Source organism: Solidesulfovibrio magneticus RS-1 (assembly GCF_000010665.1).
In the GTDB taxonomy this organism is placed as follows: Bacteria; Desulfobacterota; Desulfovibrionia; order Desulfovibrionales; family Desulfovibrionaceae; genus Solidesulfovibrio; species Solidesulfovibrio magneticus.
The window spans coordinates 3586155-3607598 of sequence record NC_012796.1 but is presented as its reverse complement, the minus strand read 5'-3'; the positions used below and the strand labels follow the sequence as shown (position 1 = coordinate 3607598).

Annotated in this window: 19 protein-coding genes; 9 read left to right on the top strand and 10 right to left on the bottom strand. The window is 65.6% G+C overall.

From position 1 onward, the window contains the following. Positions 1–571: 571 nt before the first annotated feature. The 9 genes from DMR_RS15260 to gcvH form a co-directional block, all read right to left on the bottom strand. Complete coding sequence (locus DMR_RS15260) at positions 572–1039, bottom strand: GNAT family N-acetyltransferase (protein WP_232502810.1); 468 nt, start codon at positions 1037–1039, stop codon at positions 572–574. A gap of 145 nt (positions 1040–1184) precedes the next feature. Continuing rightward, positions 1185–1772: a DJ-1/PfpI family protein gene (locus tag DMR_RS15255; RefSeq protein WP_015861827.1), complete on the bottom strand. Its 588-nt coding sequence runs from the start codon at positions 1770–1772 to the stop codon at positions 1185–1187. 97 nt (positions 1773–1869) lie between these two features. Continuing rightward, entirely contained in the window at positions 1870–2253 is a 384-nt protein-coding gene (locus tag DMR_RS15250) for a hypothetical protein (RefSeq protein ID WP_043600825.1), read from the bottom strand. Positions 2254–2272: 19 nt separating this feature from the next. Then, entirely contained in the window at positions 2273–2869 is a 597-nt protein-coding gene (locus DMR_RS15245; protein ID WP_015861825.1) for a Maf family protein, read from the bottom strand. 200 nt (positions 2870–3069) lie between these two features. Next, positions 3070–3966: an L-2-amino-thiazoline-4-carboxylic acid hydrolase gene (locus DMR_RS15240; RefSeq protein WP_015861824.1), complete on the bottom strand. Its 897-nt coding sequence runs from the start codon at positions 3964–3966 to the stop codon at positions 3070–3072. Between the two features lie 131 nt (positions 3967–4097). Then, on the bottom strand, positions 4098–5465 hold the full coding sequence (locus DMR_RS15235) for a dihydrolipoyl dehydrogenase family protein (RefSeq protein WP_015861823.1): 1368 nt from the start codon (positions 5463–5465) through the stop codon (positions 4098–4100). Then, complete coding sequence (gcvPB, locus tag DMR_RS15230; RefSeq protein ID WP_043600823.1) at positions 5455–6903, bottom strand: aminomethyl-transferring glycine dehydrogenase subunit GcvPB; 1449 nt, start codon at positions 6901–6903, stop codon at positions 5455–5457. The genes DMR_RS15235 and gcvPB overlap by 11 nt, the downstream gene beginning before the upstream one ends. Continuing rightward, positions 6900–8231 (bottom strand): aminomethyl-transferring glycine dehydrogenase subunit GcvPA, encoded by a 1332-nt coding sequence (gene gcvPA, locus DMR_RS15225; RefSeq protein WP_015861821.1) that lies wholly within the window; start codon positions 8229–8231, stop codon positions 6900–6902. Before gcvPA ends, gcvPB begins: the two co-directional genes overlap by 4 nt. A 14-nt stretch (positions 8232–8245) precedes the next feature. Further along, positions 8246–8620 (bottom strand): glycine cleavage system protein GcvH, encoded by a 375-nt coding sequence (gene gcvH, locus DMR_RS15220; protein WP_015861820.1) that lies wholly within the window; start codon positions 8618–8620, stop codon positions 8246–8248. A gap of 228 nt (positions 8621–8848) precedes the next feature. Here gcvH and DMR_RS15215 point away from each other — a divergent pair, with 228 nt between their 5' ends. From DMR_RS15215 to mdlC, 5 genes are all read left to right on the top strand, one after another. Next, positions 8849–9544 carry a class I SAM-dependent methyltransferase gene (locus DMR_RS15215; RefSeq protein ID WP_015861819.1) on the top strand — a complete coding sequence of 232 codons (696 nt, stop codon included), beginning with the start codon at positions 8849–8851 and terminating at the stop codon, positions 9542–9544. A gap of 115 nt (positions 9545–9659) precedes the next feature. Continuing rightward, complete coding sequence (gene nikR, locus DMR_RS15210) at positions 9660–10079, top strand: nickel-responsive transcriptional regulator NikR (RefSeq protein ID WP_015861818.1); 420 nt, start codon at positions 9660–9662, stop codon at positions 10077–10079. A 271-nt stretch (positions 10080–10350) separates the two neighbouring features. Next, a complete protein-coding gene (gene folE2, locus DMR_RS15205; protein ID WP_043601804.1) occupies positions 10351–11127 on the top strand; it encodes a GTP cyclohydrolase FolE2 in 777 nt (258 codons plus the stop codon). Positions 11128–11205: 78 nt separating this feature from the next. Then, on the top strand, positions 11206–13188 hold the full coding sequence (locus DMR_RS15200; RefSeq protein ID WP_015861816.1) for a PAS domain-containing sensor histidine kinase: 1983 nt from the start codon (positions 11206–11208) through the stop codon (positions 13186–13188). A 134-nt stretch (positions 13189–13322) separates the two neighbouring features. Next, the gene (gene mdlC / locus DMR_RS15195; RefSeq protein ID WP_015861815.1) at positions 13323–14942 is read left to right on the top strand and encodes a benzoylformate decarboxylase; all 1620 of its coding nucleotides are present in this window, start codon (positions 13323–13325) and stop codon (positions 14940–14942) included. A gap of 183 nt (positions 14943–15125) precedes the next feature. Here the strand turns inward: mdlC and DMR_RS15190 are convergent, their stop codons facing one another. Then, the gene (locus DMR_RS15190; protein ID WP_043601802.1) at positions 15126–15713 is read right to left on the bottom strand and encodes a hypothetical protein; all 588 of its coding nucleotides are present in this window, start codon (positions 15711–15713) and stop codon (positions 15126–15128) included. Positions 15714–15838: 125 nt separating this feature from the next. Between DMR_RS15190 and DMR_RS15185 the strand changes: the two genes are divergently transcribed. The 4 genes from DMR_RS15185 (at position 15839) to amrB (ending at position 21435) form a co-directional block, all read left to right on the top strand. Next, complete coding sequence (locus tag DMR_RS15185) at positions 15839–16225, top strand: flagellar basal body rod protein FlgC (RefSeq protein ID WP_015861813.1); 387 nt, start codon at positions 15839–15841, stop codon at positions 16223–16225. Positions 16226–16424: 199 nt separating this feature from the next. Continuing rightward, the gene (locus DMR_RS15180; protein ID WP_015861812.1) at positions 16425–17438 is read left to right on the top strand and encodes a sigma-54 interaction domain-containing protein; all 1014 of its coding nucleotides are present in this window, start codon (positions 16425–16427) and stop codon (positions 17436–17438) included. A gap of 136 nt (positions 17439–17574) precedes the next feature. Then, positions 17575–20511 (top strand): tetratricopeptide repeat protein, encoded by a 2937-nt coding sequence (locus tag DMR_RS15175; RefSeq protein WP_015861811.1) that lies wholly within the window; start codon positions 17575–17577, stop codon positions 20509–20511. Between the two features lie 87 nt (positions 20512–20598). Continuing rightward, on the top strand, positions 20599–21435 hold the full coding sequence (gene amrB, locus DMR_RS15170) for an AmmeMemoRadiSam system protein B (RefSeq protein ID WP_043601797.1): 837 nt from the start codon (positions 20599–20601) through the stop codon (positions 21433–21435). Positions 21436–21444 lie beyond the last annotated feature (9 nt).

Genomic DNA, 21444 nt, shown 5'->3' with positions numbered 1-21444 from the left:
GTTTTGGAGATAAATACGCCTGGTTCTGCTGAGGAATGCTCAAGAATAATTGTCGCCGATCAGAAGCCGGCTTTCCGGAGAATCTGCTGGAGACGATAGTAAAAAGCGTGCCCACGAGACCGAGGAATCTCATCCATAGGCCAGATACATCGTCCCCTGCTGATCACCCTGACGGCCAAGCCCCATCAGATCACCTCCGGAACCCCGATGGCAGGATTCTCGGTCACTTGGCGGAGTTTATCAACACGCTGTTAGGCACCATGTCGTGAGCAGACATCTGCGCGTTGGGGGAGAGGGGCTGCATGGCCGAGTCAGTAGTGGAGATGCAAACGGACATTGAAGGCTATTTTCATCATTACAATCACGAACGTCCGCATCAAGGACGTGGCATGAACGGCAGGGCGCCTTGCCAAGTTCTCCTGGAGGGCATCCCAACCATCAAGGGAGGCTCCGGGGAAGAACCAATGGAAGCAGCTTAAACGGTACCCCGCCAGGGCGGCACTGCCAGGTGAATACTATCTCTGTACACCCAGCCCATACGCATCCCGCCCAGTCAGTTATGACTCCATTCTCAGGCAAGCCGCATATGCAACAGCGGATAAGGCCGCCCGGTCCCGTCCAATTCCGAGCGTCCAACAACGACGAATCCCCGGCGCAGATAGAATGCCACAGTGCGAGCATTCTGCTCGTTGACGTCCACTTCGCGCGCGCCGAGGGTCTCCACGGCATGGCGCAGAAGCTTCGTGCCGATGCCCCGGCCAAAGGCCTCCGGGGCCACGAACAGCATTTCGATCTTCCCTTCGGCCACGCCTGAAAATCCAAGCGCCCGTCCATCACCGACGCCGTCAAAGGCGCAGGTGAGCGTCACCGCGCCCAGATAGACGTCGCGCACCAGCGGCTTGAAAAAGTGGATGTCCGCCTCGGCGACAAAGTGGTGGCTGGCCCGCACCGAGGCTTCCCAGAGTGCGGCCAGGGCGGGGTAGTCTTCAGGGTGACCGGGCACGATGATGACGGGCATGCCATGCCTTATGCGTTCCATGCTTTGCCGAGCCTCTAACATCATGAGCCAAACGGCGATGGCCCGGTTGCTCTCTCGGGGGAGTCATCCCCTATGGGCTGGTGCAGCCGCTGCAGGGACAACGCGGCCTGGGGCGGCCGCGCGGCAGTGTCGCCGGGCGTGGGGGTTAGCCGAACTCCTTAGGGTAGTCCCCGTACTTGAAGGCGCGGTACCAGAGATCCCGGAGCTGCGGGGTGACGATTGCCAAGGCTTCCAGAATGTTCCTGGTGAATTCGACGCTGCCCAGGCCGCTGGCCGTGGTCACATGGCCGTCGGTGACGGCCAGTTCGTCCACGTAGTCCTTGTCCCCTTGATAACCGGGAACGTGCTCCTGAAGATATTTCAAGGCATTGGACGTGTGCTTTTTGCCGTTAAGGACGCCGGCCTTGGCGAAAACGGTCGTGGCCGCGCAGATCGCGGCCAGGGGGACGGCCTGGCGGTCAAGGGCCTGGAGCAGGGCGTGGAGCGCCTCGGCCGGGTAGGCCTGCTCCCACAGCGTTCCGCCCGGAAGGATGAACAGCCGGACATCGTCGGGGACGACGGCGGCCAAGGTCGTGTCCGGGGTGACCGTCAACCCGCCCATGGAAACGACAGGGGCGTCCGTGAATCCGACAGTCGCCACCGGCAGGTTGCCGATACGGCGCAGTTCGGCCAGCACATAGCCGATTTCCCAATCCGCGTAGCCATCAAAAAGCAGGACGTAGGCTTTCTTCATTGTCTTCCTCCGACTGGCGCGCGTGCTACGATGCCTCACCCGCGGACAGCTTGTGGCAACTCGTCTTGGACACCTCCCATAGTGCGGGGATTTTGGGTTAAGTCCTGTCGGAACTGCGCATCAAAACCATCAGAAACGAAAGTCCCAGGACGGTCTCGATGCCGATGGCGATGAATATGGATTCGTTTACGGTCCCCATCAAGCGTTCGTAAGTTCCCATACAGGCCAAGCCGAGCAGCGTGACCGCCGCCGACAGGCAGACGCACCGCCGCGCCTGAAGGTCTTGCAGACTCCTGGCGCAAAACGTCAGCACCGCCAATCCGACCATGAACATCGCCGCCCGTCTGAGCAGCACGGACGTGGCGGCCGATGGTTCCAACCCCAGGCTCGCGGCGAACGTGACTGGCGTCAACAGTAAGCGCAGAGCTAAAAAAACGAATAAAACGGCAGTGGCGCTGCAGATGGATCTGTAGAACTTCAAGATGCAGTCCTCAGGCTTTTCAACGTGTTGCTGGAACGGCAACTCCCCAAACGCTCAAAATTTCTACGACTTCCGCCAGGGGCAATCCCACGACATTGGTATATGAGCCGCAAATGGTGGTGACAAAGGCCGCCGCGCCGCCCTGGATGGCGTAAGCGCCGGCCTTGTCCATGGGTTCGCCGGTGGCGACATAGGCGGCCAAGCGATCATCCGGCACCACGCCCATGGTGACTTCGGTGGCGACCGTGAAAATCTCGGGTTCCCGGCCGGGGGCGAAGAGGGCGCAGCCGGTCACCACCTGATGGCCGCGGCCCGAGAGCAGCCGCAACATGCGCATGGCGTCGGCGGCGTCGGCCGGTTTGCCGAGGATGGTCTCGCCCACGGCCACCACGGAATCCGCGCCAAGGACCACGGCCTCAGGGTGCGCTTCGGCCACGGCGGCGGCCTTGAGTCGGGCCATGCGGGCGGCGTAGGCGGCGGGATGTTCGTTGACGTCCGGGGCCGGCTCCTGGGCCGGGCTGACGACGATGTCAAAGGGAACACCGGCCAGGGCCAGCAGTTCGCGGCGGCGCGGCGAGGCCGAGGCCAGAATCAATTTTGTGTGCGTAACGCTCATATCACTCTAAAATCCCATATCTTTTAAACGAACACCCAACGAACCCCCGGCAACAACAGGAACAGCAGCTTTTTCCCTTTTACTGCACAACAAGCCAGAGAGCCGCTCCGAACCGCCCCCCTTACCCTTTTCTCCATGTAGGGGGTCCGGGGGGCTTAGCCCCCCGGCCGCCGGAGGCATCTTCCTCTCCCTCTCCCCCCTTAACTTAACTTAAACTTTGGCGTTTCGGTGTTCCAGTCCTGGGTGACGGGCCGGCCGCGTTTGTAGCGGAAGTCGCACAGCGGGTCGCCCTGGGCGATGGTATGCTGGCGGGAGAGTCCCGTGCCCTGGGCCCGGGAGGCCAGGAAGTCGTTTAGGCAGTAGTAGGGCGCGACCTCGGCCACGCCTTGGGCCTTGAAGTATTTGCACGCGCCGCATTCGAGGTAGTCGTAGCCGACGTCGAAGGTTTTGTCCGGGGCGACGTAACGCACGACCCAGTCGCCAGGCAGCAGGCGTTTCTGGGTGGTTTCGGCCCAGAGCTTGATGGATTCCTGGGCGGCCGGGGTGAAAAGGGCCGCGCCCATGGCCTGGGCTTTGGCCGGCGGCACGCTGGCCCAGTCGGCGGCGTAGAGGTCGTAGAGCAGCCGGCCGGAGTCCTTGGCGGTCATGCCTTTTTCGCGCATGGCCTGGCACAGGGCGGTGAGCCAGCCGGCCATGGTGATAAACGGCTGGTTGCGGTTGGCTGTGCCGCCCAGGTCGGGCAGGGTCGGCAGCAGCAGTTCGAAGCGGCGCAGGGCGTCGTCGGCGGCGGCCTTGGCCGTGGGCGCGGGGATGCGGGCGGCCATCCATTTTTCCGCGCCGCCGCACACGCCCTTGAAGTCGGCGATGAATTTGGCCTTGTTGGCCATGTAGTAGCCGGGTTCGGGCGTGGCCGGGGCCGGGCCTGGGGGTGTTCTGGGCGCGGCCTTGGGGTCGGCCGGGTGCTCTTTTTTGGTGGCGGCCCAGGCGGCGCACGGGGTCAGCAGGGTGCAAGCCCCGACGAGGCCGGCCTTGAGCACGGCGCGGCGGGAGAGGCCGGCCGCTTCCTGGGCATGGGAGGCGAAAGGATGGTGCAGCATGGTCCCGATTCCTGTTGCCGGTTGGGTGAAGGTCCAAGGACCGAAGAAGGGCAGGGAGCTGATGTTGTCTCTGAAAAACTCTGGAAAAGGGCTCCGGGGAACACTCCTTATTAAGGAATGTTCCCCGGATGTTAGGCCTTGACCTTCATTTCACCGAGCAGGGCGGCCTTGAGGGTCTCGTCGAGCCCCGGATGGGGGAAAACCAGGGCCTCGGCTTGCTCACGCGTCCAGGCCTGGGCCACCATGACCGTGGCCAGGGTGCCCATGGTCGAGGCTCCATGGCCCACGGCGGTGATGCCGGCCACCTGGCCGTCCTTCCAGACCACCCGGGCGAAGCCGGCGGTGTCGGCATGGGCCTGGGCGATGGGGTTGGCCACGAAAGGCGCTTCGGAGATCGTGTCTCCGGGCGCGGCGATGGCCCCCACCCGCATGATCTCGGGCGAACCGTAATAGCAGCCGGGGATGGGACCCGGCGCGTAGGGTCCGGGCTCCAGGCCGGCGGCGTGGCGGGCGGCGTAGACGCCCTGGCTCGACGCGGCGTGGGCCAGCAGCACCCGGCCGTTGCAGTCGCCCACGGCATAGATGCCGGGCGCGGTTTGCAGGGTGTCGTCGGTGCGCAGCCAAGCCCGGTTGGGGTTGTCGTCAGCGAACATGGCCCCGCATTCGGCCAGTCCCGGCACGATGGTGGCGGCGAAGCGGCCGATGGCCACAAGCGCCTTGTCGGCCACGACGGTCTCGCCGCCGGCCAGGGTGAGCCTGGCCCGGCCGTTCTCGTCGGTGACCAGGCTTTCCACCTTGACCCCGGGCCGGGCGTCGATGCCGGCGCGGCGCATCACCTGGGCCACGACCTTGGACACGTCCGGGTCCTCAGCCGGGGCCAGACGCGGCGCGGCGTCGACCAGGGTCACCTTGGTCCCCAGGCGGTGGTAGATGGTGGCGATTTCCAGGCCGATGGCCCCGGCTCCGACAATGACAAAGCTCTCCGGGGCGGCCTCGAAGTCCAGCACCGGCGCGACGCCGAGCACGGCCTTGCCGTCGGGCTTGACCCCGGGGAAGGCGGCCGGCCGCGATCCCAGGGCCAGAATAAGGCTGTCAAACGGGATGTGTTCCACGCTCCCGCCGCCCGACACCTCGGCCGAACCGGTGGCCACGGCGGTGAGGTTGCCCGTGACCAGCCGCACGCCGACCTTGCCCAGATGCGCGGCCATGGCGTTGTGGGTGGCGGACAGGAGCTTTTTTTTCTTGGCCTGGACAGCGGCCAGATCAGGCGTGACCGTGCCCGAGGCCAGCTTCTGCTTGGCCTGGGCGGTCAGGCACTCCACGGCCAGGGTGGCGGCCAGCAGGTGCTTGGTGGGGATGCAGCCCCAGTTGAGGCAGGCTCCGCCAAGCTTGCCGCGCTCGATGAGCGTCACGTCAAGCCCGGCGGCCGCGCCGGCCAGGGCGGCCTCGTAGCCGCCGGGGCCGGCCCCGACCACCACCAGCCGCTTGCTAGAGGTCATCGGTGATCTCCATGGCCCGGGCGGCGTAGGTCTCGTCCAGCCGGCCCACGGGCAGGGTGGTGGGACAGGCGCGCACGGCCTCGGGATCGGTTTCGGCCTGGGCCAGGATGTCCAGCAGATCGGCCACGAACTGGTCCAGGGTGTCCTTGCTCTCGGTTTCGGTGGGCTCGAACATGAGCGCTTCCTTGACGATGAGCGGGAAGTAGATGGTGGGGGCGTGGTAGCCCTTGTCCAAAAGCGCCTTGGCGATGTCCAGGGCGCGCACGTTTTTCTCGGCCGCCAGCTTCGCGGCCGAGGCCACGAATTCGTGCATGCAGATGCGATTGTACGGCACCTCGATGGCCTCGGCCAGCCGGGCGCGCAGGTAGTTGGCGGCCAGCACCGCCGACTCGGACACGCGAATCAGCCCCTCGCGGCCCAGGCGCAGGATGTAGGCGTAGGCTTTGAGCACCACCCCGAAGTTGCCGTAAAACGGGGCCACGTAGCCGATGGACTTGGGATGGTCGTAGCTTAAGGAGAACCGTCCGGCCTCGTCCTTTTGCACCCGCGAGACGGGGAGATACGGGATCAGGCGTTCGGACACGCCCACCGGCCCCGCCCCGGGGCCGCCGCCGCCGTGGGGCGTGGCAAAGGTCTTGTGCAGGTTGATGTGGACCACGTCGAAGCCGGCGTCGCCCACCCGCAGTTTGCCGAGGATGGCGTTGAGGTTGGCTCCGTCGTAATAGAGCAGCGCGTCCACTTTGCGGCAAAGGGCCACGATCTCGGGCAGATGGCGCTCGAAAAGGCCAAGGGTGTTGGGCACGGTCATCATGACCCCGGCGGTCTCGTCGTCGATGACGGCGGCCAGGGCGGCCGGGTCGATGATGCCGTCTTTCGATTCGATGGTCACGACCTCAAAGCCGGCGATGGCGGCCGAGGCGGGGTTGGTGCCGTGGGCCGAATCCGGGCAGATGATCTTGGTCTTTTTGTGGCCCTTGTCGGCGTGGTAGGCGGCCATCATGAGCGCGCCGGTCAGTTCGCCGTGGGCTCCGGCCATGGGGTGCAGGGTAAAGGCGGCCATGCCGGTGATCTCGCACAGGCAGCGCTCGGTCTCATACATGACCTCCAGGCAGCCGGCCGACATGTCGCCGCCGCCCGGGAGCTGGGGGGTCAGCGGATGCAGGCGCGAGAAGCCGGGCAGGGCGGCCACTTCTTCCGTGAACTTGGGGTTGTACTTCATGGTGCACGACCCCAACGGATAGAAGTTGGAGTCCACGCCGTAGTTCTTGCGCGACAGGGCCGTGAAGTGGCGCACCACGTCGAGCTCGGACAGGGACGGCAGGCCGGCGTCGCCCTCGCGCAGCAGATGCTGGGGGATGAAGTCGACGGGATCGGTCTTGGGCGCTTCGGGCCACACGCCTTCGCGGCCGGGAACGGATTTGGAAAAGACGGTGCTCATAAGGCGTTCTCCAGCCGCCGGGCCAGGCGGTCGATGTCGGCGCGGTCGTGCTTTTCGGTGCAGCAAATAAGGAGCGCGTTTTCCAGTCCCTGGTAGTAGCGGCCCAAGGGGAAGCCCGGCACGATGCCGCCGTCCATGAGCATGCGGGCCACCTGCTTGGCGTTTACCGGGAACACGGCCGCGAATTCGTTGCCAAAGGGCGCTTCGTTCAGCAGCTTGACGCCAGGGATGGCGCCGAGCTTCCAGGCGGCGTAGTTGGCGTTTTCGATGGACCGGGCGGCCTGGCGGGAGAGACCCTCGTTGCCGGTGAGGCAGAGATTAATGAGCGCGCGCAGGGCGCACAGGGCCTGGTTGGAGCAGATGTTGGACGTGGCCTTCTGGCGGCGGATGTGCTGTTCGCGGGCTTGCAGGGTCAGCACGTAGCCGGTGCGGCCGGCGGCGTCCTTGGTGCGGCCGGCGATGCGGCCGGGCATCTGGCGCACGAGGCTTTTCTTGCAGGTCATGATGCCGAGGTAGGGGCCGCCAAACGACAGCGGCAGGCCCAGGCTCTGGCCTTCGGCCGTGGCGATGTCCGCGCCCATGGCTCCGGGGGTTTTGAGCACCGTCTGGAGCACCGGGTAGCAGGAGATGACCGACACCGCGCCCTTTTCCCGGGCGTGGTCGAACAGGGCGGTGAAGTCCTGGACACTGCCGAAGAAATTGGGATTTTGCACGACGATGGCGGCGGTGTCGCCGTCCACGGCGGCTGTCAGGGCCTCGAAGTCGTCCAGGCCGTTTTTATGGGGCACGACGACCAGATCGAGGTGGAGATTTTTGGTGTAGGTGGCCAGCACGATGCGGTAGATGGGGCTGACCGTCTCGCTGACCACGGCCTTTTTGCGCCGGGTGTGGCGCACGGCCATCATCAGGGCCTCGTAGAGGGCTGTGCCGCCGTCGTAGACGCCGGCGTTGGAGCACTCCATGTCCATGAGCCGGCACACCGCGGTCTGGTACTCGAAGATGGCTTGCAGCGTCCCCTGGGAGGCCTCGGGCTGATAGGGCGTGTAAGCGGTGTAGAATTCCCCGCGCGACAGCAGCAGGTCCGAGGCGGCCGGGACGTAGTGGTCGTAGAAGCCGCCGCCGAGAAAGCTCGTCAGATCGGTGCGGTTTTTGGCCGAGAGCTTCTCCATGGCGGCGCGCACGGCCATTTCCGTGGCTCCCTTGGCCAGATCGAAGCTCTGGGGGCGCAGCGCGGCCGGGATTTCGGCAAACAGGGCATCGACGTCGGGCGCGCCGACGGCGTCGAGCATCTCCCGGATTTCCGCCGGGGTGTGGGGGATATAGGGCATGGGGCGCTCCGATTTTAGTGCTCGGCCTTGGCCAGTTCCTCGTACTCCTCGGGCGACAGCAAGCCGGCGGGTTCGTCGGTGAGCCGCACGCGGATCAGCCAGCCTTCGCCGTAAGGATCGGAATTGACCTTTTCGGGAGCGTTTTCCAGCTCCTCGTTGACCTCGATGACCTCGCCGCTGACCGGGCTGTAGAGTTCGCTGGCCGCCTTGACGGACTCCACGGAGCCCATTTCCCGGCCGGCCTCGACGGTGTCGCCTACGGCCGGCAGTTCCACAAAGGTGATGTCGCCGAGTTGTTCCTGGGCGAAGTCGGTGATGCCGACCACCGCGATTTCGTCCTCGACGCGAGCCCATTCATGGGACTTGGAATAGAGTAGATCCTTTTGCATGGCGCTTCTCCCTGGCGTGATGATCGGTCTTAGGCCCGCCCGCGACAGGCCGCGACGGGCTGGCCGTCAAATAGCGCGTTGACAGGCCTGGGGCAAGCGGCGTCGGGGCAATGCTTCGGTTTGCTGCCGAAGAATCGTCGGGCGTGCCCCGGGTTGCGCATTTTCGTGAATCACGGTAACACGGAAGATGCGTCATGGCGCGTTTTTGACTTGTAAGGAAGCTCATTCGTGAACAGAATTGCCGTCCCCGGACCGATCCTGCCCCAGTGGGCCGCCGCGCCCCAATGGGTGGACGGCCGCATGCGCCTGCCGCTGCCCGGCCGCGAATACGTCTTGTGGCGCGAGGCGGACATGGAGTCGCTGTGGGAAGGCCTTGGCCAGGACGGCTTCGGGGCCGACGAGCGGATGCCCTACTGGGCCGAGCTGTGGCCGGCCAGCCTGCTTTTGGCTGCCTGGCTGGAGTCCCGGCCCGACGAACTGGCCGGCAAGCGCGGCCTGGACCTCGGCTGCGGCATGGGGCTATCGGCCATGGCCGGGGCGGCGGCCGGGGCACGGGTGCTGGGCGTGGACCACGAGCCGGCGGCCGTGGCCCATGGCTTGCGCAATGCCCGGGAAAACGGTTTGCCGGCGACCTTCGCCGTCATGGACTGGCGCGCCCCGGCCCTTGTCCCCGGCGTTTTCGACCTCATGTGGGGCAGCGACATTTTATACGAGACGCGGTTTTACGAGCCGCTGACCGCGATTTTCCGCTCCTGCCTGGCTCCGGGCGGCCGCGTCGTGCTGGCCGAACCCTGGCGCGAGGTGTCGCGGGGCGTGTGGGACAGGCTTGCCGCCGACGGCTTTGCCGTCGCCCGGCTGCATGAGGAATCGGTGGCCGTGGCCTCTTGCCGCAGCACCATCAGCCTCTACGAAATCAGACCCTAGTGTTGCGTCCTTAAAAAATACGTCAGTATTTTTTAAGAAAAAACAATGATTCAACGATGGTGTCCTCGAAGAAGGCGTAGGCTTTCTTCGAAGACACGGCACCAGGAGAGGGCGCATGGGACAGACCATCCGCTTTGGCGTGTCGCTCAATTCCGAACTTCTGGAGAAGTTCGACGCGCTGTGCGACGAAAAGAGCTATCAGACCCGTTCCGAAGCCATTCGCGACCTCATCCGGGGCGTTTTGGTGCAAAAGGAATGGGAGCAATCGGACAAGGAAGTGGCCGGCGTGCTGACCCTGGTCTACGACCACCACACCTCCGATCTGGCCCAACGGCTCATTGAGACCCAGCACGAGCAGCACGACGTGATCCTGTCGTCCATGCACGTGCATCTCGACCACCACAACTGTCTGGAAGCGCTGGTGCTCAAGGGGCCGGGCGAGGCCGTGCAGCGGCTGTCGCAAAAGCTCATTTCCACGCGCGGCGTCAAGTACGGCAAGCTGACCCTGGCCACCACCGGCCAGGAGATCGTCTAGCGGCGCGTCCGTATAACCGCTGGCGGCGTTTTGCGGATGACAGAGTAAATTCCTTGTTTTTCCTGAAAAACACCAACGTCTTTTTCAGGAACGAGACATAAAGGCGTTCCCGGCCGGCTTCGTTTTCCGGCCGATGCCAGCCGGAAGGGCAGGACGGCCTGCCGCCGGCTTTACAGGGGCGTCCGCCCGGCGTAGGAAACGCCTCCCCCGCGCCAGACGCCATGGCGGCCCAGGTGCGGGACATCCCTCCCGGAGACACGCCATCATGGCCATGCAAGACGTGCAAAGCGGACCCCCCGAGGTCCCCATCGACCTCGATAGGGTCGGCATCAAGAATTTCCGCCTGCCGCTTCTGGTGCGCGACCGCACGCGCGGCCGCCAGCACACCGTGGCCGACGTGGAGCTGTCCGTCGACCTGCCGGCCCAGTTCAAGGGCACCCACATGAGCCGGTTCGTGGAGGCCCTGTCCGGTTTTGCCGGCGAGCTCGACCTTGTCACCTTCAAGGCCCTGCTCGAAGACGTGCGCGCCCGCCTGGAAGCCCAAAACGCCCACATGACCCTGCGTTTTCCCTATTTTTTGTCCAAGGCCTCGCCGGCCACCGGCGCCGCGGCCCTGATGGACTACGCCTGTCTGGTCTCGGGGGAGTTCGAGGGCGACAAGTTTCGCCTGACGCTGGGCGTGGACGTGCCGGTCATGACCGTGTGCCCGTGTTCCCTGGCCATTTCCGATCAGGGGGCGCACAGCCAGCGGGCGGTCATCTCCATCCGCTGCCGGTTTTCCGGGCTGCTGTGGCTGGAGGAACTCATCGAAACCGCCGAAGCGGCCGGCTCGTCGCCGGTCTACGCCCTTTTAAAACGCGAGGACGAGAAACACGTCACCGAACAGGCCTTCGCCAATCCGACCTTTGTCGAGGATGTGGCCCGCCAGGTGGCCCGTTCCTTGCGGGAGCATCCCAAGGTGACGTGGTTTCGGGTGGAAGTGGAAAGCTTCGAGTCCATCCACAATCACAGCGCCTTTGCCGGCATCGAAGGCCGTAACGCCCGGTAGTCGTTGTCGGATAGGAAATATCCGGATAATTGGTGCGAGGCATGCAATGGCCCTTGCCGGCTGGCCGGGCGACAGGATATGCAATTCTCTATGGGCGGTCAGGAAGCGCTTGCGGCCAACTGCGAGCAGATCATACAACTCGCTCCGGTTTCGATCATGCACATCGACGCCGAGGGCGTCATTACGTTCGTCAACGACTGGCACTTGACCAATTTTGCCCGGGGCAAGCGCGACCGCGATTTTTTTCTTGGCCGAAAGCTCAAGGATATGCCCGGGATCACCAGCTCCTCCATGGGCGGGGAGATCGACCGCATCCTTTCCGGCGAAACCGTCCATCTTGAGGCCGTCTACGTTGACGCCTGCAGCGGCGGCCAGTCCGCCTACCAGAACATCCGGGGCATTCCGGTCATGGAAAGCGGCCGGGTCTCCGGCGGCATCATCATCCGCGAGGACGTGACCAAGATCGTTTTGGCCCAACAGCTGCTCGCGGAAAACCAGGCCATCTTCAAGGCCCTGCTCGACGCCACCCTTGATTCCATCATCCTGTCCGACGTGGACGGCTACATCCTGGTGCTCAACGAGGAGGCGGCAAGGCGTCGGGGCCAGACCGTGGACGCGCTCATGGGCGCGAGCCTGTACAGCCACATGCCCCTGGAACAGGCCGCGACGCGGCGTGACAAGCTGCGCGAGGCCGTGGCCCGCAACGCCATCGTCGGGTATGAGGAGCGCTACGGCGAAACCTGCTATCAGGTGAGCATTTGCCCCATCGCCGACGCATCCGGCCAGGTGCTGTACGTGGCCAGCTATTCCCGGGACATCACAACGCTTAAGGAAACCGAGCACCAGCTTCGCCGGGAACGGGAGCTGGCCTTTTCCTCCAGCCAGGCCAAGTCGCAGTTTCTCGGCAACATCACCCACGAGCTGCGCACGCCCTTAAACGGCATCATGGGGGCCGCCCAGCTGGCCCTGCAGGAAGCGGCCGGGGGCGAGGAGCGGGAGTTGTGGGAGATCGTCGAGGATTCGGGCAAGCGGCTTTTGTCCATCGTCAACAACGTGCTGGAGCTGGCCGACATCGACGCGGCGGCCATCGAACCGGTGCTGGCCACCTTTTCCATGGGCGAGGTGCTGGGGTCGCTTAGCCGCAGCTACGGCGTGCGGGCCAAGGTGCGCGACGTACAGTTTCTCACGCGGCTTGATCCGCGCATTCCCGAGCGGCTGGTGGGCGACGTGTTCCGGCTGCGCCAGATTTTGTCCAATCTGGTCGACAATGCGCTCAAATGCACCAAGAACGGAACCATCGAGGTTCGGGCCAAACTTATCCGGTCGGAGCGTCTCAAGTTTTCCGCCCAATACCGCACGGTGCTGTTCATGGTGCGCGACACCGGCATCGGCATCGCCAAGGAACTGCAGGGCAAGATTTTCGAGGATTTCGAGCTGGCCGAGCACTACCTGACCAAGCGGGTCAGCGGCGCCGGGCTTGGGCTGTCCATCGCCAAGCATCTGGTGCAGCTGCTTGGCGGGCGCATCTGGGTCAAAAGCGCGCCGGGCAAGGGCAGCACGTTTTATTTCGCGGCCCCGTTTTCCCTCACGGATTTCGAGTGCCGGGACGAGTCCGTGGTGTACGCCAGCGAGGACCCGGTGTTTTCGCCCGAAGAGTATACGGTGCTGCTGGTGGAGGACGAGCGCATCAACCGCCTGACCACGGGCCGGGCGCTTTCGCGGCTGGGCTACAACGTGCTGGAGGCGATAAACGGCCAGGAAGCCTTGCAGACGTTGTCCCGGGAGCAGGCCGACATCATCCTCATGGACATCCAGATGCCGGTGATGGACGGCATCGAGTGCACCCACCACATCCGCCACGGCGAGGTGCCGGGGCTGTCCAAGCGCATCCCGGTGGTGGCGCTGACGGCCTATGCCAGCGAAAAGGACCGTGAGCGGTTCTTGCGCCTGGGCATGAACGATTATCTGGCCAAGCCGCATTCCATCGACCAGCTGGCCGAGGTGCTGGAAGCCAACCTCAAGCAGGCCGGCCGAGCCTCGCCCCTGGGACCGAGGATGTAGGCGCGGGCGGGCCGCCTCGTTTGTTTTGGGGCTCCGTCCGCCTTGACCTTCCCCCCGACCGGTGGCAATCCCGGGAAATCGGCGGACTCCCGCCGCGTGCCGCATCCGTCACTCCAACCCGGGAGATAGGCCCCATGCCCACAGTGCGCGACGTCACCTTTGCTCTGCTCAGACGCCTTGGCCTTACCACCGTGGTCGGCAACCCCGGCTCCACCGAGGAAACCTTCCTCAAGAACTTTCCCGACGATTTCACCTATATCCTGGCCCTGCAGGAATCGAGCGTGGTCGGCATAGCCGACGGCCTGGCCCAGGGGCTAGGCAAACCCGTGCTGGTCAATGTCCACACCGGGGCCGGCATGGGCAACGCCATGGGCTGCATCCTCACCGCCTACCTCAACAAGACGCCGCTTATCATCACCGCCGGCCAGCAGACCCGCGACATGCTCCTGGGCGAACCCTTTCTCACCAACATCGACGAGACCATGCTGCCCAAACCCTGGGTGAAATGGAGCTATGAGCCCAAGCGTCCCCAGGATGTGCCCGGGGCCTTCATGCGCGCCTACGCCATGGCCATGCAGCAGCCCCAGGGGCCGGTCTTTTTGTCCCTGCCCCTGGACGACTGGGAAAAGGACATGGACGCCGTGGACGTCTACCGCACGGTCTCGGTGCGCCACGCCCCGGACCCGGCGCGCATCGCGGAATTCGCCGCGCGCATAAATGCCAGCGCGAACCCCGTGCTGGTCTACGGCGCGGACCTGTCGCGAAGCCAGGCCTGGGAACAGGGCATCGCCCTGGCCGAGGCGGTGCAGGCCCCGGTCTGGCTTGGCCCCTTTACCGAGCGCGTGCCGTTTCCCCACAACCATCCGCTCTATGCCGGGGTGTTGCCGCCGGCCGTGGGGCCGCTTAGCAAGGCCCTGGCCGGGCATGACCTCGTGGTGGTCGTGGGCGCGCCGGTCTTTCGCTACTATCCGTGGGTGGCCGGCGAGACGCTGCCGGCCGGAGCCAAGCTTTTGCAGATTATTGACGACCCCTACGAGGCTGGCAAGGCCGTGGTTGGCGACAGTCTGGTTGCCGACAGCTTGCTTGCCGTGGAGGCGCTTTTGCCGCTTGTCGCCAAGCGCCCGGCCCGGGGGCCGGTCCGGCCGGAGCGGGCCAAGGTCGCCGTGCCCGACGACGCGCCGTTGCCGCTGACCCCCAGGCAGATTTTTGGCGTCCTTTCGGAGGTGATCGTCGGCGGCGACTGCATCCTGGTCAACGAGTCGCCCTCGAACATGGCCGATCTGGCGGCCACGCCCCTGGGCGTGGTGACGCAGCCGGACAGCTCCTTTGTCATGGCCTCTGGGGGCCTGGGCTGGGGGATGCCGGCTGCCGTGGGCTTGGCCCTGGCCGAGAAGGCCTCGGGCCGGGGCAAGCCGGTGGTGGCCGTCATCGGCGACGGGTCGTTCCAGTATTCGTTGCAGTCGATCTGGACGGGCGTGCAGCATGGGGCGCACGTGGTCTACGTGGTCCTTCGCAACGACGAGTACGGCATTCTCAAATCGTTTGCCCGGCTGGAAGAGACGCCGGGCGTGCCGGGGCTGGATCTGCCGGGCCTGGACATCGTGTCCCTGGGCAAGGGCTACGGCGCGGCCACGGCCAAGGTCGACACGCCGGCCGCCATCCGCGAGGCCTTTGCCGACGCCCTGGCCTTCAAGGGCGTGTCGGTCATCGAGATCGCGGCCGACAAGCATGTCGGCGACCTCATCCCGAAATAGCGCCGCTTTTCACGGCGTCTCAACGACGCGGGCCGCTCCATGCCTGGAGCGGCCCTTTTTTCATCCTCGCACATCCGTTCTCTTTGCCGTCCGCTCGTCAATACATGTGGGGGGGCTGGGGGCCTCAGGCCCCCAGCGGAGAGGTCCAGGAGAGGCGGCGCCTCTCCTGGCCGCCGGAGGCATTCACCGCTCAAACGACCCGGGCTGGTGCAAAAAAAACGTGGCCTCGGCGCGGGTGATGTCGTTGTCGCAGGGCGGGGCCAGGGCGCGCAGTTCGGCTTCGTCGCGGCCGAAGACGTAGGAGGTCAGCGTGTAGAGCATCTTGCCGCGCGAGAGAAACGTCTGGCGCACGAGTTGGAGTTTGATGCCGCCGTTGCCGTCGTCCACCCGGCGCAGGTAGATGGCGTCGTAGCTGCGCCGGCCTTGGATGGTGGTGGGGCGGCAGGTGACGTTGAAGCCTTTGAGGGTGTCGGCGACGTAGGCCTTGACCAGTTCGCAGTTGGCGAAATCCGAGGTGGTGGGCAAAAATTCCGTGGGGCGAACGCTGACGCAGACGTAGAAGCGGCACTCGCCATGGCGGGCTTCCACGGAGACCTGGCAGGCCTCGGTTTTGTCTTCGGTGACGGTCCAGCCCTTGGGCGGGATGAAGCTGAAGAGATAGGGCTTGTTGACGTAGCGCACGGGCGACTCTGGCGGATCGTAACAGGCCGTGAGGCAGGCGCAAAGGAGCAGGCCGAGGCCGGGCGCGGCAAGGCGCGGGAGAAGGCGCATGGCCGGCTCTAGCATGGGGGGCGGCTGCCTTCAACCGGTTTGCGCCTTGGCGGCGCTTGCCCATGGGGCCGGGCTGCATTATGTGGAAGGGACGGACCCCAATCCCAAGGACGGGAGGGCAGCCCATGACCGACGCCATATCCGCCGCCCAGTCGGCGCTCAGCGCTTTTTCCACGTCCATGGCGGTCACGGCCAACAACGTGGCCAACGTCAACACCGACGGCTACAAGTCCCAGGATGCCCGCCTGGAGACCGGCCCGGACGGGCAGGGCGTGCGCGTGTCCGACATCGTGCGCGACGCTTCGCCCGGCGGCTATCAGCCGGAATCCGTCAGCGCCTACAACCAGGCCGGGGTGTACGAGCCTTCGGCCGGGCTGGTGGAGACGAGCAACGTGGATCTGGCCCGGCAGACCGTGGACATGATCCAGACTTCCCGGGCCTTCGAGGCCAACGTCGTGACCATCCGCAGCCAGGACCAGATGCTCGGCACGCTGCTGGACATGCGGGTCTAGGTTCGCGTCCCTAAATGGCGCGCGGGCGTTTGGCTGGCAGCGCCTTGCAACAGCCGTATATATTGAAAAAACGCTGATGGAATTGGCCGGTGCGCCGAATGCGCCGTTCTTTTTCCTGTCAGTAAATTGACAGCCCCGGAACGAAGCTATAGACCAGGGGAAACCGCCCGGATTGGCGGCGCTTTCTTCCGGAGGCCAGATGGAACTGAACCTTTCCGGCATGGTCGGGCAGAGTGCTTGCCTTGCCGAGGTCCTGCGCGTGCTGGCCAAGGTGGCCCCCACCGACTCCACGGTGCTGGTCACGGGCGAATCCGGCACGGGCAAGGAACTGCTCGTGCGGGCGTTGCACGCCAACAGCCGCCGGGCCGGCAAGCCCTTCGTGCCGGTCAACTGTGGGGCCATCCCGCGCGAACTCCTGGAATCCGAGCTTTTCGGCCACGAAAAGGGGGCGTTTACCTCGGCCGTGCGCACGCGGCAGGGGCGGTTCGAACTGGCCGAGGGCGGCACGATTTTTCTCGACGAAATCGGCGAGATGGACTTGAGCCTGCAGGTGAAAATCCTGCGGGCGCTCCAGGAGAAAGAGTACGAACGCGTCGGCGGCGACAAGACCCTCAAGGCTGACGTGCGCATCGTGGCCGCCACCAACCGCGACCTGGAAACCGAGGTGGCGGCGGGGCGGTTTCGCGAAGACCTTTACTACCGTTTAAACGTCATCCCGCTCCATCTGCCGCCGCTACGCGAACGCGGCCAGGACATCCTGCTTTTGGCCGACTATTTCCTGGGCCGTTTCTGCCGCCAGAAAAGCCGGCCCACCTTGACGTTTTCGCCCGAGGCCCGGGGGCTGGTGCTGGGCTATCCCTGGCCGGGCAACGTGCGTGAGCTGGAAAACTTCATGGAGCGCCTGTCCATCCTGTGCGACAGCGAGGTGGTGGGCATTGAGGACCTGCCGCGCAAGATTCTCGACCATGCCGGCGTGGCCCCGCCGCCACCGCCGGTCGCTCTGGCCGAGGCCGGCTTCCGCTGGCCGACCCTGGCCGATCTGGCCGAGAAATCCATGGGACTCAAGGACTTCATGGACACCCTGGAGGAAAAGCTCCTCATCGAGGCCCTGGGCAAGGCCTCGGGGGTGAAAAACCAGGCGGCGGAACTGCTCGGCATCAAACGCACGACGCTGATTGAAAAGCTCAAAAAGCGCAACATGGCCGGCGATTGAGGCCCAGGCCGCACCTTGCTGGCGTCTTTCCCGGCTGCCCCGGGAGCATTCCCAAACCATCAGGGATGACGCGGGGTTTCACCGAGGGGCGCGTTTCGTTTGCCGCCACCGCGGCAGGGGTAACGGCGAGGGCAAAATGAGCATGGTCCTTGCAAGAAAACCCGGCGTGAGCCTCTCCCTTCGCGCCGCCCTCTGGCGGCTTCTTCTGGCGGTCGTCGTGGCCGCGCTGTCCGCCGGATCGGCGGCGGCCTTGTCCGTGTCCACGGTCACCAAGGCCGACACGGACTCGCTTTTGCTCCAGTTTTCCAAGCGTGGAGGCTATCCGGCCATCAGCCGCACCGGCCCGGTGGAGATCAGCCTGGCCTTTCCGGCCGGAACCCTGGCCGGCGAAACGCCGCCCGGGCCGGCCGATTTCAATTCCTCGCGGCTTTTGGAAGGCGTGCGTCTGGAAGGCGACACCGTCATTGTGCGCCTGAAATCCGACGCTTTCGGTTTCGTGGGCTGGCCCGAGGGCGACCAGGGACTCAAGCTGCAAGTTTACCGCGACCCGGCCGGAGCCAACTGGTCGCCAGGCGCGCCTTCGGCTACGCCCAGCACCACCTGGCCGCCGGTCGATCCCGTCGTCAAGCCGTCCTCGGCCCTGACCCTGCCCGTCACGCCGCCCAATCCCAAGCCCGGTCCCCTGGATTTGCCGCCGCTGCCGCCATCGCTGGCTCCGCCAGCCGCCGAGCCGGCCAAGGCCGGCCAGCCCGAGGCTGCCAAGGAAGCCTTTTACGCCGTGCCCTCGTCCATGCGGGCCACGGCCCTTCGCGTCAGCCCGGACAAGGCCCCGGTGCTGCGCCCCGACGGCATGGCCCGCGCGCCCTCCCCGGCCCTGACCGAACAGCCGGCCGGCGGCAAAGGACAAGTCCCGAGCGGTGGCGGCGAACTGCGTCAGGCCGTCAAATTGCCGCCGATTCCCCCGGCCCTGGCCGGCGACGAGACCCGCGCCCCGGTGACGCCGCCCGCCAAGGACCAGAAACCGGCTCCGGCCGCCAAGGCCGAGGCCGCGCCCAAACCGCCGGCCGCCGACCACGCCCCGGCCAGCGCCGAGGCCACGCCCCCGGCCCAGGAAGAAGACCACGACGCCAACACCCTGGTGGCCGCCCAGGCTGAACGGCTGGCCGGCAACTTCTTCGGGGCCAACAACATGCTGCGCAGCCTGGTGCTGAGCCCCAAGCTCAAGCCCGACGTGCGCGAAGAGGCCATGCACACCCTGGCCGGCGTCCAGATGGACCTGCACAAGGACGATCTGGCCGGCCACTATGACGAAATTCAAAAGGCTTTGAACGAAGCCATCAACGTCAACCCCAACTCCTACCGGGTGCCCGAGACCCTGCTGCAGCTGGGGATGCTCAACCTTCGCGTGGGCAACATCCCCGAAGCCAAGGGCTACTTCAACGTGCTCACGCGCAAGTATCCCACCGACGCCAGCGTCCCCATGGTCAATTTCGCCTGGGGCGAATACTATTTTGATCGCGGCGAGTACAAGAAGGCCGAGGAAGAGTACAAAAACGTCGTCGAAAAGTTCCCGGAGAGCAAGTTCGTGCGCGAAGGGGCCATGGGCATGGCCAAGACCCTGGTTCGCCTGGGTCGCTACAAGGAAGCCGCCCAGATAGCCGACTACATCGATAAACGCTGGCCGCGCTATTATACGGAGTTTCCGCAAATTCTTCGCATCACCGGCGACATCGCCTACAAGAACGGCGATTTCAAGAAAGCTCGCGACTGCTACATGCTGTTCTACAACATGGAGCCGGATGCCAAGGACGCCGATCTGGTCCTGGCCAAGCTCGGCGACATCTACGCCCGCCTGGGCAACAAGCCCGGAGCCGTGGATTTCTACAATTTGGCCATCAAGGACTACCCGGACAGCGAAGGGGGACTCGTGGCCAAGATGCGCCTGGCCGAGCAGGGCGTTCACGACCAGCCCACCATCTCCGAGATGTTCCCGCTTTTCGACAAGCCGCAGTACGGCAGCCCCGAGGAAATCTACCGCAGCATCATCCGCGACCATCCCCAAAGCCCGCTGGCGCCCCTGGCCCAACTCAAGCTGGCCATGTGGCTGCTGCACCAGCAGAACTATCCCGGCAGCCTCAAGGAATCCGCCGCCTATCTGGAGCGCTACCCTCAAAGCGAGCTGGCCCCCAAGGCCGAGGAGACGGCCATCACCGCCTTTGAGCGCATGGCCGCCGACATGCTGGCCCACAAGGACTATGACCGGCTGGTGGCGGCCTACAAGGAATACCGGCTGATCAACACCAACCGGGGGTTGCTGTCGGACACCACCCGCCTGGGGCTGGCCCTGGCCTACCTGCGCACCGGCGATACGGCAAACGCCATCAAGGAAGCCTCGCCCTACATCGGTCCCAAGGAGTCCGACAACGGCAACTGGGCGCTGACCATGGCCATGTCGGTTTACCAGAACGACCGCAACTGGCGCGAGATCGTGGAGCTGGCCCGCAAGGTCCAGGGCTGGCGGTTTTCTCCCAGCCAGCGCCGGGGCCTGGAATATCTGGTGGCCGAGGCCCTGGAAAATCTCGGCGAAGCCTCCCGGGCCTTGCCCCTGTGGACCAAAATGGCCGGCGACCGCGATCTGGAGGCCGAAAAGCGCTGCTATGCCCTCTATTTCGTGGCCAAGGAGGCCATGGCCAAGAAGGAATGGGAAAAAGCCCAGCTCTACGCCGGCGAGGCCGATTTCATGTTCAAGGAAACCGGCCGCGACCCGGACAAGCGCAAGGCCGCCGTCAACATCCAGATCGAAGCCGCCCGGGCCCTTGGCGACTATTCCAAGGCCCTCAAGCTGGCCGAGGCCTACGCCAAGCTGTGCAAGGAAGGCGATGACGACTATGCCGGCAACCGGATGCGCATCGCCGCCATCCAGCGGGCCATGGGCGACGTCGAGGGCTGGCGGGCCACGCTGACGGCCATGCGCGACGCCGCGCCCGAATCCCTCTACGGCCGCATGGCCGCCTCGGATCTGGCCGCCAGCGGCCTGCAAAACCGCCTCGACGCCCTGACTCGTCCCCAATAGCCGCCCGCGCCCTTGTCATTCGCTGCGCCCGGGGCTAGAGAGAGGATGCCGCCGTTCCGTTTTGCTGCCGGCGGCAAGGAGCCGGTCATGCCCGCATCCGCGACGTCCGCCGCATCCATTCGCCAGCCCGTGGTGGCCGGGCGGTTCTATCCGGCCGATCCCGCCGCCCTGGCCCGGGAAACGGCCGCCTATCTGGCCGAGGCCGGCGCACCTTCGGACAAGCCGACCCTGCTGGCCATGGCCCCCCACGCCGGAGCCGTCTACAGCGGCCCGGTGGCCGGCAAGACCCTGGGCGCGGCCAACCTCGCCGACACGCTGCTGCTCCTTGGCCCCAACCACACCGGACGGGGGGGGCGATTGGCCGTGTGGTCGGACGGGGCCTGGCGCATCCCGGGCCGGGACGTGCCCGTGGAGGCGGCCCTGGCCGAGGCCTTGCTCGCCGCCGCGCCCGGGCTTTCGCCGGACCGGGCGGCCCATCTGGGCGAACATTCCCTGGAAGTGCTGCTGCCGTTTGTAACTGCCGTGCGGCCGGGCTGCCGCATCGTGCCGGTGGCCGTGGCCGAGTCGCGTCCGGGCGTCCTGGCCGAAACGGCCCAGGCCATGGCCGAAGTGCTGGCCGCCTGGTCCGGGCCGGTCTCCATCATCGTCAGCTCCGACATGAGCCATTACCTGCCCGAAGCGGCGGCCAAAAAGCGCGACTCCCTGGCCCTGGCCCGGGTTCTCGCCCTGGACCCGCAAGGGCTATTGGACGTGGTGCGGCGCGAGGACATCAGCATGTGCGGCGTGCTGCCCATGACGCTGGGCCTTCTGATCGCCCAGGCGCTCGGGGCCACCTCGGCCCGGCTGGCCGCCTACGCCACCTCCGGGGAGGTCAGCGGCGACTACGACCAGGTGGTGGGCTACGCCGGGGTGCTGGTGGAATGACGGCGGGTG